General features: G+C 39.3%; 20 protein-coding genes and 1 tRNA gene. 4 read left to right on the forward strand and 17 right to left on the reverse strand.

Going from position 1 to position 15314, the window contains the following annotated elements; translation table 11 throughout:
- The 10 genes from DYH63_RS10600 to DYH63_RS10645 form a co-directional block, all read right to left on the reverse strand.
- A complete protein-coding gene (locus DYH63_RS10600) occupies positions 1 to 579 on the reverse strand; it encodes a hypothetical protein (protein WP_162926992.1) in 579 nt (192 codons plus the stop codon).
- Positions 580 to 964: 385 nt separating this feature from the next.
- Positions 965 to 1228 carry a hypothetical protein gene (locus DYH63_RS10605; RefSeq protein ID WP_116788779.1) on the reverse strand — a complete coding sequence of 88 codons (264 nt, stop codon included), beginning with the start codon at positions 1226 to 1228 and terminating at the stop codon, positions 965 to 967.
- 120 nt (positions 1229 to 1348) lie between these two features.
- On the reverse strand, positions 1349 to 2845 hold the full coding sequence (locus tag DYH63_RS10610) for a malate:quinone oxidoreductase (protein ID WP_116788780.1): 1497 nt from the start codon (positions 2843 to 2845) through the stop codon (positions 1349 to 1351).
- A gap of 104 nt (positions 2846 to 2949) precedes the next feature.
- Positions 2950 to 3369: a Holliday junction resolvase RuvX gene (gene ruvX, locus DYH63_RS10615; RefSeq protein WP_116788781.1), complete on the reverse strand. Its 420-nt coding sequence runs from the start codon at positions 3367 to 3369 to the stop codon at positions 2950 to 2952.
- 98 nt (positions 3370 to 3467) lie between these two features.
- Complete coding sequence (locus tag DYH63_RS10620; RefSeq protein WP_116788782.1) at positions 3468 to 3746, reverse strand: hypothetical protein; 279 nt, start codon at positions 3744 to 3746, stop codon at positions 3468 to 3470.
- A gap of 105 nt (positions 3747 to 3851) precedes the next feature.
- Entirely contained in the window at positions 3852 to 4124 is a 273-nt protein-coding gene (locus DYH63_RS10625; protein WP_116788783.1) for a hypothetical protein, read from the reverse strand.
- 123 nt (positions 4125 to 4247) lie between these two features.
- Positions 4248 to 4323: transfer RNA gene (locus DYH63_RS10630), tRNA-His, on the reverse strand.
- A 62-nt stretch (positions 4324 to 4385) separates the two neighbouring features.
- Entirely contained in the window at positions 4386 to 5102 is a 717-nt protein-coding gene (bshB1, locus tag DYH63_RS10635) for a bacillithiol biosynthesis deacetylase BshB1 (protein ID WP_116788784.1), read from the reverse strand.
- Positions 5103 to 5240: 138 nt separating this feature from the next.
- Positions 5241 to 6317: an isochorismate synthase gene (locus DYH63_RS10640; RefSeq protein ID WP_240408973.1), complete on the reverse strand. Its 1077-nt coding sequence runs from the start codon at positions 6315 to 6317 to the stop codon at positions 5241 to 5243.
- Positions 6304 to 6744 carry a hotdog fold thioesterase gene (locus tag DYH63_RS10645; protein WP_116788786.1) on the reverse strand — a complete coding sequence of 147 codons (441 nt, stop codon included), beginning with the start codon at positions 6742 to 6744 and terminating at the stop codon, positions 6304 to 6306. The genes DYH63_RS10640 and DYH63_RS10645 overlap by 14 nt, the downstream gene beginning before the upstream one ends.
- A gap of 178 nt (positions 6745 to 6922) precedes the next feature.
- Between DYH63_RS10645 and DYH63_RS10650 the strand changes: the two genes are divergently transcribed.
- Both DYH63_RS10650 and DYH63_RS10655 read left to right on the forward strand, forming a co-directional pair.
- Entirely contained in the window at positions 6923 to 8509 is a 1587-nt protein-coding gene (locus DYH63_RS10650) for a hypothetical protein (protein ID WP_116788787.1), read from the forward strand.
- A gap of 70 nt (positions 8510 to 8579) precedes the next feature.
- On the forward strand, positions 8580 to 9236 hold the full coding sequence (locus DYH63_RS10655) for a DUF1579 domain-containing protein (RefSeq protein ID WP_116788788.1): 657 nt from the start codon (positions 8580 to 8582) through the stop codon (positions 9234 to 9236).
- A 143-nt stretch (positions 9237 to 9379) separates the two neighbouring features.
- On the opposite strand, the gene DYH63_RS10660 is transcribed toward DYH63_RS10655, so the two are convergent.
- Positions 9380 to 9679: a hypothetical protein gene (locus tag DYH63_RS10660; RefSeq protein WP_162926993.1), complete on the reverse strand. Its 300-nt coding sequence runs from the start codon at positions 9677 to 9679 to the stop codon at positions 9380 to 9382.
- A 5-nt stretch (positions 9680 to 9684) separates the two neighbouring features.
- Positions 9685 to 9963, reverse strand: coding sequence for a hypothetical protein (locus DYH63_RS10665; protein ID WP_116788790.1), 279 nt, complete (start codon positions 9961 to 9963; stop codon positions 9685 to 9687).
- A 138-nt stretch (positions 9964 to 10101) separates the two neighbouring features.
- Between DYH63_RS10665 and DYH63_RS10670 the strand changes: the two genes are divergently transcribed.
- The gene (locus DYH63_RS10670; RefSeq protein WP_116788791.1) at positions 10102 to 10644 is read left to right on the forward strand and encodes a hypothetical protein; all 543 of its coding nucleotides are present in this window, start codon (positions 10102 to 10104) and stop codon (positions 10642 to 10644) included.
- Between the two features lie 124 nt (positions 10645 to 10768).
- Positions 10769 to 12070, forward strand: coding sequence for a GAF domain-containing sensor histidine kinase (locus DYH63_RS10675; protein ID WP_116788792.1), 1302 nt, complete (start codon positions 10769 to 10771; stop codon positions 12068 to 12070).
- 2 nt (positions 12071 to 12072) lie between these two features.
- Here DYH63_RS10675 and DYH63_RS10680 read toward each other — a convergent pair whose 3' ends face one another.
- The 5 genes from DYH63_RS10680 to DYH63_RS10700 form a co-directional block, all read right to left on the reverse strand.
- Entirely contained in the window at positions 12073 to 13014 is a 942-nt protein-coding gene (locus DYH63_RS10680; RefSeq protein WP_116788793.1) for a cation diffusion facilitator family transporter, read from the reverse strand.
- A 73-nt stretch (positions 13015 to 13087) separates the two neighbouring features.
- Positions 13088 to 13498, reverse strand: a complete 411-nt coding sequence (locus tag DYH63_RS10685; protein ID WP_116788794.1) for a hypothetical protein — start codon at positions 13496 to 13498, stop codon at positions 13088 to 13090.
- Positions 13499 to 13514: 16 nt separating this feature from the next.
- A complete protein-coding gene (locus DYH63_RS10690) occupies positions 13515 to 13709 on the reverse strand; it encodes a hypothetical protein (protein WP_116788795.1) in 195 nt (64 codons plus the stop codon).
- Between the two features lie 259 nt (positions 13710 to 13968).
- Positions 13969 to 14874 carry a ribonuclease Z gene (locus tag DYH63_RS10695; protein ID WP_116788796.1) on the reverse strand — a complete coding sequence of 302 codons (906 nt, stop codon included), beginning with the start codon at positions 14872 to 14874 and terminating at the stop codon, positions 13969 to 13971.
- A gap of 93 nt (positions 14875 to 14967) precedes the next feature.
- Positions 14968 to 15300 (reverse strand): ribonuclease Z, encoded by a 333-nt coding sequence (locus DYH63_RS10700; RefSeq protein WP_116788797.1) that lies wholly within the window; start codon positions 15298 to 15300, stop codon positions 14968 to 14970.
- Positions 15301 to 15314: the final 14 nt, after the last annotated feature.

Genomic DNA, 15314 nt, shown 5'->3' on the forward strand with positions numbered 1-15314 from the left:
TTACTCTCTTGGCACTATAATTTCAAACTGTACATTTTTTTGAAATAATATTTTAAAAGCATTATAGTCGGCATCTGGCATATTTCCTGTCGCATTTTCTTTCTTAAAAAGGCGTAACAACTTTTTATCATGTGAATTTTTACGAATCGTAAAATTCAATGGATTAAATATATCACCGTCTTCAAGTGAAATTTTTATACGTTTTAATGAAGGATAGCCATATTTTTCAGTGATCTTAATTAACTCTTCCGCATTTTTTTCAAAGACAAAATCTATAAAATTTTGACGTGACTTCGGCTTATATTTTCCAAAATAAGAATATACATAACTCGTTAACATATCGTTATTCTTTAAAATATCTTCTGTATAATATGATTTAAAATCAGTAGAATATTTTTCCCTCTCGTCATCATTCCCTGCCATAACCATTAGCTTCATTGCTACCGTATCTAGATAATGCATAATCATGAGACGTGATTTAATTAAGTTATAATCCTTGGTCAACAGAGAATCTTTAGAAGTCTGCGCATTGCAAAAAATAACAGAAAAAAACATGCAAACTAATATAAAATTTTTCATAACTGCTATTCATCAATTAATTTACTACCCTTATGTAACGCGGCGCCCTATGAAAGGTAGCATTGGTGTTTTTATCCAGCCACTTCATATCCCTTTCTATCATAATCCTATTCCACCTTATAAAGAACCTAACAAGGTTATAATCTTTCTCGTCTATGTTGCCTAATTTATATTCGCTTTTAAACAATCGCTTAAACTCTTTACGATACTCGCCTCCTAATTACATAAACCAAATTATCAGCTGTAGGTTTAAAACCCGGCGGCATGCGCTTTGCTGATGGAAAGCCGTATTTATTTATGAGACTTATTGTAATCTCATTAATACGTTTGTAAACTCTGTTAACAAATGTATCATAGTTTTCAAAGTTATCTAACTGCGTTGTTTTTAAAAATTGTCTATATCTATTGTGTAAACAGTATTAGCCCCTTTTATTTCATCTTCATAAAATCGTGAAAAATTAACGTTACTTGCACGTTGCTCCTCTTTAGTCATTATCAGGTAATTACTTGCACGGCTATCTAAATAAAATATCATATCTAATGTATCCCTTACCGGAACGGCATCAGCAAGCAATAAAGAATCTTTGTGGGATTGCGCTGTACAAGTAGTAATATACAACAATGTGCACAGCAGTATAATAGTTTTCATAAATTGTTAGTTGGTAGCGCAATGTACTATTTTTCGATAAACATATCAGCATTATAGTCTGCTTTTTTAAAACAAAAAAGCCCTGAAAATCAAGGCTTTAGAGCAGTATATTATAATGTGTTACTTACTTAAACCAAGCACTTTGTGCGAATGTTCCCTTACCTTATTAAGAAGTTCAGGATTATTGTTCAACTCCTGTCCGTAAGACGGTATCATGGTACGCAGCTTTTGCCCCCACGCTTCAGATTGCATCTGTTCCGGGAAACAGCGCCCCATAACATCAAGCATTATTGATACGGCTGTACTTGCGCCCGGAGAAGCACCCAGTAGCACCGCAAGTGTACCATCTTCACTATTTATAACCTCGGTACCAAACTCAAGCTTGCCACCCTGCTTTTCATCTTTTTTAATAACCTGCACACGCTGTCCGGCAGTTTCCAGTTCCCAGTCTTCCATTTTTGCATCCGGAAGATATTCCCTAAGCGCTTCAAACCTGTCTTCCCTGCTTTGTGATACCTGCTGTATAAGGTACTTGGTAAGCGGTATATTGTGCCATCCGGCTGCAAGCATAGGCCTTATATTACCCGGACGTATTGACGTAAATAGATCTGAATAAGAACCTTCTTTAAGAAATTTGGTACTAAAGCCAGCATATGGACCAAAAAGCAACTCTTTTTTGCCATTTATCATACGGCTGTCTACATGAGGTACAGACATTGGAGGTGCCCCTACAGATGCCTTGCCATATACCTTTGCATTATGTTTTTCAATTACCTCCCGGTTAACACACTTAAGCCATTGCCCGCTTACAGGAAAACCACCAAAGCCTTTACCCTCAGGAATATCTGCTTTTTCAAGCAAATGCAAAGAACCGCCTCCTGCGCCAATAAATACAAACTTGCCATATACACGCACTTTTTCGCCCGTGGCAAGATCTTTAATCTTTAGTTTCCATTTTGGAGCTTTTCCGCTACGGCGCATGTTTGTAACCTCTGTTCCAAAAAACAGGTTTACGCCGGGCTGCTTGCCCAGCCACGCAAACATATCGCGGGTAAGTTCGCCAAAGTTAACATCGGTACCTATAGGCATATTGGTAGCAGCTATAGCTTCTCCCTCTTTGCGTCCCTGCATTACCAGCGGCATCCAGCTGTTAATAGTCTGAGCATCGTCAGAATATTCCATACCTTTAAAAAGCGGAAACTTTTCGAGTGCAGCGTGTCTTTTATTAAGATATTCTACATTGTCTTTACCCCACACAAAACTCATGTGCGGTATGCTCCTTATAAACTCTTCCGGCTTAGTAATAAGATTTTTCTCGACCAGGTAGGCCCAGAATTGTTTAGACTGCTCAAACCATTCTGCAATTTTAACCGCCTTAGCAGTTTCAATACTCCCATCAGGCAACTGCGGGGTATAGTTTAGTTCGCAAAAAGCAGAGTGACCTGTACCGGCGTTGTTCCAGGCATCGCTGCTTTCGGCAGCCGCCACATCCAGCCTTTCGTAAATATTTATTTTCACTTCGGGCATTAGTTCTTTTAAGAACATGCCTAACGTAGCGCTCATTATACCAGCGCCTATAAGAACCACATCGGGCTCCTGTTTTATATCAGTGGACATCAGCTAATTTTTGAAAAAACAAATTTACTCTGAAATTATCAAAATATTAATACGAAATACAATGATATATTAATAAAAATTCATTTTTAACAATATAGAAAAAATTAAAGCATATTTTTTCGGGATAAATAATCCTGAAGCAAAATCGTTGCCGAAATTTCATCAATCAGTGCTTTATTCTGTCGCTGCTTTTTTTTAAGCCCACCATCAATCATACTTTGAAAAGCCATTTTACTCGTAAAACGTTCATCTACCTTTACAAGTTCCATTTTAGGGAATTCTGCAATAAATTTTGTGGTAAAAGCTTCTATCAGCGGAGCACTTTGAGAAGGCAATCCGTTCATTTGCTTAGGATCTCCTATAAGTACTTTTTCGACATTTTCTTTCTGAAAATAGTCTTTTAAAAATACAATTGCAGAAGCAGAATCTACCGTAGTAAGTCCAGATGCTATAATCTGGAGTTCATCTGTAACAGCAAGGCCGGTGCGCTTTGCTCCATAATCTATAGCTAGGATACGAGGCATAAATTTAATTATCAGTTTAAGGATGTATGTTAAAAATTTACAGCAAAAATAGCGATTAAACAATAGCCGCAATCTTAAACTTTACCTCTGCATTAAATTTACATACGGCTAAAACCCTCTACACACTTTTTTGCATGGAATTTTGTAATAGCAAAAACACGCCTTTTTGCATCGGCATCTTTTTCCAATCCATTTTTTTTGATAAAATCCTGTGCTATAACTTCAAACTCCTGCTGGAGTTCAGTTATAAATGCCTCTAGTTTAGCACCTCCTGCAGAAAGATACATGTTTTTGCTGTACTTTTTATGAAATAGCCTATTTACGTCAATACAAGAACTCTCCAGTTGCCGCTCCAGCTCATTATAATCAAAACTCATTCGTAGCGAAAAATTTTTAGAAATTTATGAGGGGCAAATTAAAGAAACAACCTACAATTAAAAGTTATAAAATTGAACAGCTATTTAGTAAAATTATTCGTTAAACTACGCTATTTTACCATAAGACTCAAGGCATTTTTTAGCATGCTTCCTGGCAATTTGCCTTATACGCCTCAAAGCTTCGGGGTCTCCTGCTATTTTTGCACTCTCAATAAACACCGCCTCAGCCTTTTCAAATGAGGTTTTTATAAGATCCAGAAAAGCTTCCAGCTTTCCCGGCCCTCCGCCGCTATATCCTGATTTGTACTGCTTAGATAAAGTTTCTACTACATCATTGCAGGCACAATCAAAATCATTTTCTAATATAGAATAGTCCATAATAAAATGTTTTTTTTGTTAGTAGATTACTGCAATATACAATGTTTTTTTATTAAAAAATTTATAAGATTTTACTAACAAAAACAAAAAAACCCTTCAAGTTACCTTGAAGGGTCAAAAGAAGGGTGGAATACCGGGTTCGAACCGGCGACCTCTAGAACCACAATCTAGCGCTCTAACCAACTGAGCTAAAACCACCATTTATTTCGAGTGCAAATATATATACTTTGATACATTCCTGCAAACAAAATTTGCACTTTTTTACAACAAATCTCCTAAGCTGTTCACTGCCAAATACCTTTCGGTTGTAAAACCTTCGGCATATTCGCTGTTTATAAGCCTGCCAAGGTCGGCAGCACGGTAAAGTATGCTCTCTTTAAAGTTTTTTGTAGCTATTGGCGTTACAGGTTCGCTACTATCCGGGTCATAAAACTGCGATTTATATGCCATAAGCGACGCCACCTTTACATCTATAAAGCCGGTAACATCTACTACAAAATCGGGCGTAAGGTTTTTCCACTGTATGTAATGATACACAACCTCCGGCCTCCATGAGAGTTGTGGCTCGCCATCAAGCTCCGTTTCTATACGTCGCAGGCCCGAAAGGAAACAAGCATCACTAACCAGTTTACTGCCCTTGGCATGGTCTATATGACGGTCGTCTACAGCATTTGCAATTACAATTTGCGGGCGGTATTTACGTATCATTTTTATAACCTCTAACTGGTGCGCCTCATCGTTTACAAAAAACGCATCGCGAAAGTTAAGGTTCTCTCTTATATTAACACCCAGTACACGGGCAGCTTCGGCAGCTTCGGCATCACGAATTTCTGCAGTACCACGGGTACCCAGTTCGCCACGGGTAAGGTCTACAATTCCTACGGTTTTACCCAGCGAAATTTCTTTTGCCAGAGTAGCTCCACAGCTTAGTTCTATATCATCGGGGTGTGCCCCAAATGCAAGTATATCAAGTTTCATTTATTTTATGTTGCAAAGTTTTAAAGCTACAAAGTTACAAAGGGGTTAGCTATTTAAAAATACGAATTCCGAATTTTAAATTACCTCCCTGGGTCACTCTGGAGTTCTTCAATCTTTAATTTTTTCAATCTTTAAATCTCAAAGCACCTTTCTCATGGTAGCGCTTTTGTTTACGGTTTCAAAAAACTCCTTTTCGGGGTCGCTGTCTGCGGTAATACCACAACCAATAAATAATTGTGCACTATTTGACTTTAACTTCATGCTACGCAGGTTAACAAACAAATCAGTTTTAGGTTGCCCGGTAACGAAATCATGGTTTAGCTCTCCAAGGAAACCACTATAGTATTCGCGATTATATCCTTCATTTTCTAACAGAAATTGTTTTGCTCCAGCTTTAGGCAAGCCACATACTGCCGGCGTAGGGTGTAATTTATTAATTACTGCCCCTAGCGGCGTTCCTTGCTTTAATACTGCCGAAATATCGGTCTTAATGTGTACAATATTTCCTGCCCTAAAAGTATAAGGTGCGGTTTGCTGTATTGTTGTTGTAAACTCAGCCAACTGGTCTAAAATGTAATTTGTAACAAACTGCTGCTCCTGCTGCTCCTTATCTTGCCATATGGCTTTATTTTCAGGATCGAACAACTGTGTACCGGCAAGCGCTACAGTATGTACTGTGTTGTCTTCTGCCTTTAAAAGCTGCTCTGGCGTTGCGCCCATCCACATACCTGTTGCAGGACTGTAAAAGCAATAGCGAAACGCATTAGGATATGTGTAGAGTAAGCGGCTGTATATTGAAAACGGACTGGTAGTATGCGCTACATTTTCGGTTCGCGATGTTACCAGCTTATCAAACTTCCCGGTTTTTATAGCTGCTACGCTTTTAGACACCAGTGCCTCAAAAGATGCCTTAGCAGCAGCATCAATGGTTATTTCAGGAAGTTCAGAAACTATATTGTTATCTCCCGGGGCTTCTGTTACAATAACATCGGCTTTATCAAAGGGAATAAAAACAGTTGTCCCTTCTGCAAAGGGCGCAAAAACAAATCCCGCTCCTGTAAAATCGTTTGTATTATATGATGCTTTATCTACCTGAAAAACACCAGTAACAGTATTACTGCCAGGTTTAGCATATACCGCAAAAGGCAACTCTGCCAAAAAATGCCCAAGCATCTTGTCGTATAAATCTTTCATCTGGGTATTATTCTTCTGCAAGTATTTTCTTTTTTGGCAGCACCATATTGGTAATTTTACAAAGCGATATCAGCCTGCCCTGCTCATCGGTAATTTTTACTTCCCATAAATGCAGGCTCCTGCCCTGGTGCACTATACGGGCAGTACCTGTAACTATGCCATCGCGCTTACTACGCAGGTGGTTTGCAGCAATTTCTATACCACGCACCTCCTGTATTTCAGGGTTTACAAACAATAACGATGCCGCACTACCTACACTTTCGGCAAGGGCTACGCTTGCCCCACCATGCAACAATCCCATAGGTTGGTGCACACGCGGGTTTACCGGCATTGTGGCTTCAAGAAAGCCCTCTCCAGCATCGGTATACACAATTTCGAGGGTTTCCATCAGGGTATTTTTACTATAGTCGTTGCACATTTTTAGTGCTTTTTCTTTATCGAATGCCATTAGAAAGAAGTTTTTGTAAAAGTACAAAAAGTATAGAATGCCTATGACACGGATATAACAGATGATGGCAGATTTAGCATAATACAGACTAAAATACTTTTTGCTGCGTTTACATTCAGGAGTTTTACATTTGCTCTGAAAAAAATTAGCTATTTTTACCAAAAATTGTTTATTCGCTATGCGCCAACTTTTATACCTGCTGCTTATTGGTTTTTGTATCACCATATCATCATGCCGTGATGATTTTGAATTTGAAACCAGTAATGGCGGACTTCAGTTTAGTAAAGATACCGTATACCTTGACACGGTTTTTAGCAACATAGGGTCAAGCACTTACACCCTAAAAGTATATAACCGCAGTAATAAAGATATTAGCATACCCAGCATAAAACTTGGCCAGGGGCAAAACTCTAAATACCGCCTTATGGTAGATGGCATACCCGGCAAAGAGTTTAATAATGTAGAGCTACTGGCTAAAGACAGTATGTTTGTTTTTATAGAAACGACTATAGATTACAGCGAATACGCCAATAATTCGGCAACTTTTTTATATACCGATAATATACAGTTTAGCAGTACTACAGGCACACAACAGGTAGAACTGGTTACGCTTGTACAGGATGCTTACTTTTTGTATCCGCAGCGGGATGATGAGGGGCAGTATGAAAATGTACCGTATAACGATACCCTTAACGTTTATGGTTTTAACTTAAACCGTGCAGAGCATGACAACGAGCTGCACTGGAACAATACTAAACCCTATGTTGTATATGGCTATGCCACAGTACCACGAGGAGAAACCCTTACCGTAGACCCGGGTGCACGGGTGCATTTTCATGCAGACTCAGGACTAATGGTGCGCCCCGGAGCAAAACTTGTAGTTAATGGAGGGCAGTCTGCTACGGATGCCTTAGAAAATGAAGTTATTTTTGAAGGCGACAGGCTGGAGCCTGATTTTGCAGATATTCCGGGGCAATGGGGTGCTATACTCCTTATGTCATCTGAAGATAACACGATCAACCACCTAACACTAAAAAACGCCAACATTGGTATTTATGCAAGATCTGTAGATGATATTGCAGTTCCTAAACTAAGCATTACTAATTCGCAAATATATTATTGCTCAAACTTTGGGCTGCTTGCCTGCGGCGCAAATATTAAAGGAGAAAACCTGGTGGCTAATAACGCCGGACAGGCAGCCGTGGCGCTTATAAAGGGCGGCACTTATGATTTTAAGTATAGCACCTTTGCTAACTATTTTAATAGCTATGACCAGGTTCCGCTACTAATAAACAATTATCAGATTATAGGTAATACGCGCTATCCTGGCAATGTAAATGCTAATTTTGATAACTGTATTATGTATGGATCCGGAAATATAGGTATCTCGATGGAGCAGTTTGATTTTAGCCAGATTGGAAACTATCCTTTTCACATTCGCTACAATAACAGCCTGATTAAGTTTATTGATTATAGCAACCAGTTCAGAAGTAACAAACTGTATCCTGCATCTGGTAATGATGCCACATTGGTAGAATATACTGCCGGCTGTAAACTTGCCACGTCATCTACTCTTAATAAACCTGCTTTTAAAGACACACGTACTAACAAGCTACAACTTATAACTGCTGATAATGGTACAGGCCCGGAAGGTACTGCTGATGGAAGTGTGATTACCCTGTTTACTACTGATATAACCGGAACAACGCGTAACAGCAGTAATCCTGATATGGGCGCGTACGAAAGTGTACCTGAGGAAGATTAACGTTATCTTAGATTTTTATTACGGGCTTTTTTCATAATTTTAATGCTAACAAACTTAAAACAGGCAAATTATGAAAAATTCATTTTTACTTGCAGGGCTGCTTGCTGTGTGCTTTGCCTCCTGCAGAGAGGAAAAGAAAACAATAGTAACCACTACCGAGACCGATACTACGCTGGTAACAACATCTGAAGTTGATACTACTACGGCAGGCGAAACAATGGATTCTGCCGCTATAGATCGTGCATGGAAAGACTACATGACTCCGGGCGCGCAGCACAAAATGCTGGCTGATGAAACCGGATCGTGGAATGTAACACTCAAATTCTGGATGTCACCTGATGCCAAGCCCCAAACTGATAAGGCTACTGCCGAAGCAAAAATGATAATGGATGGCCGCTATCAGGAAGTAACTTACAAAGGCACCATGATGGGGACGCCCTGGGAAGGTAAAAACACTGTAGCATTTAATAACAAAACCGGTATGTTTACCTCAACATTTATTGATAATAGTGGTACAGGTATGATGGTGGCTACAGGTATTTATGATGAACCTGCTAAAGCTGTAAATTACAAAGGTGAAAGTGTAGATCCTATTACCGGAAAAACCATTAGATACAGGGAGGTTTATACCATTGTAGACGCTAAAACACGTAAGATGGAAATGTTTGATACCAAGGGCGGACAGCCGGAATATAAAAGCATGGAAATTGTAATGACCAGAAAATAGATAACGCTATAAAATTGGAGAACCGCACCCCCTTAAGGATGCGGTTCTTTTTTGGTTTGGAGATTGGTTAGGAAACAGCGCCAAAAGCGCTTCTCAAAAAAAAATTGACACACAACGTTGCAGTGCGCTGCATTTTAAATATTTTAGGAATAAAAATCCTGGTTCCAGTACTTAAGTAGCCAGGATGTTATTTCGCTACGGTTTTTTATATTAATGGGTAAATGATTATATAACAAAAACTCAGCACGTTTAAAGGTTATCATGCTTCCAAGATTATATACCCTAAAAAATGTATTTATAAAATACAACACCTCATACCCGTTTGTCCTGTCGAGCGTTGTTTTAGTAACAAGGGTAAGCTCTTTACGGCTGTCCCACTTATATTTATATATTAGGCAACTTCTGTCAAACACCTGCATATCATTTGTTGTCATTACTCCCATCTTTATTACTTTTTAAAGTTGGTATCAAGCCATATCATTACATCATAATGCGTGCGGGCCGTAAACGGCAAACGCGTTTTTAGCAGCGACTCTAATTTCTGGAAGGTAATTTGCGAAGCCCATCCTTTATACTCCATATACCGGTTTATAAAGTGAAGTACCTCATACCCTTCCCTCCAGTTAAAAATACGGTCTTTAGGAAACCCCTCTATTTCCCTGCTCATTATTTCGGGGGCTGCCCAGCGTGCCGAATGCCTTAGCATTGCTATAGAAAATCCTGCCATAGTAATAGTGTTTAGATGCAGTGTAAAATTCTAAAAATACCACTACATGGTTAAGCGCAATTTTACCTGAATTTTTAAAACAGGTATTTTTACGCCGGAAATTTTTACTTAATATTGGGCTTTCTAAATCTAATCGCCATGAAGAAAATTGCTGCTATACTATTTTTGCTATATTCCGTCTTTGCAACTGCTCAAAAAGAAGCCCAGAACTTTTGTGATGGCGAAAAAGACGGGAGCTATTTTCCGTTCATAACTAAAAAAAAGTTACTGTGGGCAGACACCTTTTACTTTGAAGAATATAAAGGAGAAACAGTGCTTAATGGCAAAAAATACAACACCTACCTTCAAACCTGGAACAATGGCGATACAACTACATTATACCTGCGCGAGCAAGATGGTAAAATATTACAGTACGAAAAGTGTTGTGAAAGCGAGACAATACGCTACGATGATTTTTTTGAACCGGGACACTCCTGGAAGAGTCAGGATAAAAAAATTACTTACAAGCTACTTTCTTATGACAGCAAGCTCGATACACCATATTGTAAGTACGAGCACCTGATGGCAGTACAGGCTGAATATGACAAAGTAACTTTTGTATACTACTATCAAAAAGGTTACGGCTACATAGGCGCTACACTAAAGGGCAAGATAATGTCTTGCGCCACACCAGAGTGGTAAACGTTTACAAGAAACTTTATTGGGTATATTTTTATAATATCCTAACAGCCAAATTACTTTAAAAAAAGTACCGAAAAGCCTGCTCCAAAAAAATATCGCTTACCTTTATAAGAAAATTAGTTGTATGGATAACGTGAGGCGCGATTTTCAGGAAGATATAGAGGACATAAACCGTATTCCGGGAATTGAAAACCTGCTAAGAATTGTATGCCATACCACCGGTATGGGATTTTCGGCCGTAGCCCGCGTTACAGAAGAACACTGGATAACGTGCTGTGTTCATGATGCTATAAGTTTTGGCCTAAAACCCGGCGATGAACTGGAAATACAAACTACTATTTGTAACGAGATACGCGCTGCCCGCGAAGCCGTTGTAATTGACAATGTAAGTGAGGATCCTGTATACTGCGAGCATCATACACCAAAAATTTACGGTTTTCAAAGCTATATTTCTGTACCCATTTTTCGTAAGGATGGGAGTATGTTTGGAACCCTATGCGCAATAGACCCTAACGTACATAAAGTAAGCAGCCCTGAAATAACCGAATTGTTCAGGCTTTTTACCGACCTGATTTCATTTCACCTGAATGTTGCTGAAAACGTGCGCGACAGCGAGAAAAAAATACTGGAAGAAGTGGCGCTCAATGCAGCCCTGGATAACCTTGTAACGCAGCGTACAGCACAACTGGCAGAAAAAAATGTACTCCTGGAAAAGATGAATAAAGAGCTTCAGGCATTTAACTATATTTCCAGCCATGATTTACAGGAGCCACTAAGAAAGATACAAACTTTTGCATCAGCACTTAAGGCACAGGAAATAAACCTGAGCCCAAAAGGCAAAGATTATTTTGAAAGGATGCAAAATGCAGCACAGCGTATGCAAAAACTTATTAACGACCTCCTGCTCTACTCCCGTGCCAGCCTTGCCGACCGCAAATATGAAAAAACAGAACTGGCAACGATCTTAGAAGAAACAGAGATAGAACTGGCTGATGAAATAATTAACCGTAACACTACACTTGTAATAGAAAACACCTGTAATGCGCAGGTAATACCGTTCCAGATAAAACAACTGTTTATTAACCTGGTTAGTAATTCTATAAAGTTTTGCCCCGAAAGCCGTAACCCTGTCATAAAAATTTCGTGTATTATAGCGTCTGGTCTCGAAGTTATACAGGACATACCCCAGGATACCAACTATTGCCATATTAGCGTAGAAGATAACGGTATTGGTTTTGAGCAAAAATTTGGCGACCGTATATTCGAGGTATTTCAAAGGCTACACAATCGTGCTCAATATACAGGCACCGGCATAGGCCTGGCCATAGTAAAAAAGATAGCAGACAACCACAATGGATATGTGTTTGCTACAGGAACTCCGGATAAGGGTGCACGTTTTGATATTTACATCCCGCAGGAGGACTAGGTTTAATCTACAGCCTCATCAACCCAGGGGCGCTGACGGCCGCCAAAGTTCTTAGCCTCGATGTATATCTTTTTTATTGCAGGATATTTTTCTTTTATTTTTCTTTCAAGGGTGTCTATTTCAGAAAATAACTGGTTTACCGTCATGGCTTTGTCAAATTCCACATCAAGTGCCAGCAATATTTCTTCGGGTGCCAGGTGCATGGTAAGCGGATAGTAAAGTGTTTTTACATTAGCTTCGGCGTTTACAAGGTCATATACGCCTTTAACCACACCATAGTCTGCACTCTCTCCTACCAGCAATCCGCGGCTTTCTTTAACCATATTTATTGCTACAAAAACAAGCACCACGCCTATAAGTATAGAAGCTACAGCATCATACATTGGGTTACTAAAATAGTGCCCTAAAAACACGCCTATTAATGCTATGGTAAGCCCTGCAATGGCAGCACTTTCTTCATAAATTACAGCAAAAAGCCCAGGATCTTTACTCATGCTCAACTCCTGGAAAAAGCCAAGCTTGCCCCTGCTCTTGTTAAACTGGCGTATGGCATAAACCAGCGACGCACCCTCAAACACCATAGAAGATAACAGTACCACATAGTTCCAGAACGGGTCTTTCATTACCTGTGGATGCTGAATATGGCTTATACCTTCGTATATAGACATACCGCCGCCTAATGAAAATACCAGTATTGCCACTATAAGCGACCAGAAATAAATCTCTTTTCCGTGCCCGAAAGGGTGTCCCCTGTCCGGAGGGCGCTGGCTGCGGCGCATACCCAGCAATAAGAGCAATGAGTTGCCGGTATCTACCGTGCTGTGTATCCCCTCGCTAAGCATGGCAGAGCTACCCGTAATACCCGCCGCTACAAACTTTACTGCCGCTATCGCAAGGTTTGCAGCAAGGGCACCATATATTGCTATTTTAGAATTGCCTGTCATATGTAATAAAAATCCCCAATAACAAACGGGTTACCGGGGATGGTGAATTTATAATTTAGTAAAAGTGAAATCCTTAGTTTGTGTAGCGTTCGTTAGACTCTTCAAAGTCTTCATCATCGCTCGATATGGACTGGTTTTGGTCTTCGTCAAGGTCAATGTTATCTTCCAGCATATAATCATCCTGGTTAAAGGCATCGCTATTTTTGCTATTGCCGCCCTCTTCGCTCCACTCATCGTCATCATTAGAATCGTATTCTGAAAAATCAGAATTCTCTGTAGGGTTTGTATCTTCTGTATAACTTACTCCGGGTTGCTCCAGTGCGAGGTATTTGTCAGTATCGTCTTCAGGATGCTCTGCCTTATCTATATCTGCAGATACATCTTTTTCATTTTTAAAACTTATTGGCTTTGCTGCACTACTGTCGTTACCCAGTGCATCACCCAATAGTTCATCTTCGGTATTAAATTTTGGTGTCTTATCCATAGCTTCTCCGTTTTATTTAGAACATTAAAATCGAACTGATCTCGTTCAATTTTAAAAGTTTCAGGTTTGTTTTCAAAAGATTTTTAAGTTGCAGGCTGCACGATACTTCTTCGGCCTGTTTAATTTCTTTTTCAAATTCGGCAGCAGCCATTTCAAAAGAAATAGCCCTGGCATCTGCTCCCATATTATTTGTAGTAGTTATCCGTTCCATGGCTTAGCAATTTTAAGATTAAAAAATGTCTTATTTACATTATCTAAGTTACTCACATATTTTGTAATTAAAATACAAAAGTCTATTAAATAAAAGCTAAATGCCGTCGAAATACAATTAACTGACGATTAACTGAAACTAAGAATGCGCAAACTCATATACAATATATCTTTACAATTGTACTACTAAAATGTTATGAAAAAGCTATGCCATATTACATGAGCATTTTAATGCAAAGTGTTATAACATCTAAATGCTTCTAAAACTCAAACACTTTGCCATCATCGGCAATTTCGGTATTTTCAAAAATTGTCCTGGCTTCATCTTTAAATAATTCGATTGACTCATAGCGTGTAGAATAATGACCCAGTATCAGCGTGCCTGCATTAGCCTTTTGCGCAATGAGCGCGGCCTGTTTTGCCGTGCTGTGCATGGTAACCTCACAATATTGTACTTCGCTTTCTAAAAAGGTACTTTCGTGGTACAGCACATTTACATCTTTAATTATGGGTATTATGCTTTCAAGATATTGCGTATCACTACAAAAAGCATAGCTCTTAGGCGCAGGCGGGTCAAAAGTAAGGTCGGCATTAGGTACTACCCTGCCATCATCAAGCGTAATGTCTTTGCCTGCTTTGATATTATTATAATAACAGGTATCAATTTTATAATCTTCTACTACGCCAATGTTTAGTTTGCGTTCGGCTGGCTTTTCTTCGAAAAGATAACCGTTAGTATATACTCTGTGTTTTAAGGGTATTGTACTTACCTTAACCTTGTCATCCTCAAAAATAACTTCAGATTCTTTACTCTCCAATTCGTGGAAATAAAGGTTATAGCTCGTCCAGGAATTAGACAGCTTTAATTGCATAAGGATAAGCTCCTTAATACCTTTTGGCCCATAAATATGCAGGTCGGTTTTACGCCCTAGCAAGGCAAAAGTAGACACCAGCCCTATAAGCCCATACACATGGTCGCCATGCAGGTGCGATATAAATACCTGGTTTATTTTACTAAACTTAATTTTGTGCTTACGCAGCTGTACCTGGGTACCCTCGCCACAGTCAATTAAAAACATACGGTTTTTAATTTCAAGCACTTGCGATGTAGGGTTGGTTAGCGTTCGTGGTGTGGCTGCATAACAGCCAAGTATGGTTACAGTCATTATTTTGTATTTAGGGCTTAAAGCACAGGCTGGCGTTAGCTTTAAGCAGCCCCCAAATTACAAAATATGCCGTAAAAAACAGATAATAAAATATTAAAAGCCCAGGTCGCGCTCTATTTCTTCCATTTCAATAACATCATGTGCCTCCTGTACGGTAGGTACAATAATCAGTTCCTCCGGTGCTTCGTCGATATCAAAACCCTTAACCACAAGTACAAAAGAGTGTTTTGCCTTTCTGTGTTTGTCTGATAATGCCAGAAAACCCAAAACGCCATTAAGCGAAAGCCCTTCCTGCCCACTAAGGTCAAGAATAATATTCTTATCCTTGAAACTATTATATTCTGCTGAGAACTTTTCTAAAAAAACCACGGCATCTGCCTGGGTATCTTTTATGGTAACGGTATGTCCTTTTTCTTGTAATTTCATCTTTTAAAGCTTCT

It is taken from the genome of Flavobacterium psychrotrophum (genome assembly GCF_003403075.1).
Lineage (GTDB): Bacteria > Bacteroidota > Bacteroidia > Flavobacteriales > Flavobacteriaceae > Flavobacterium > Flavobacterium psychrotrophum.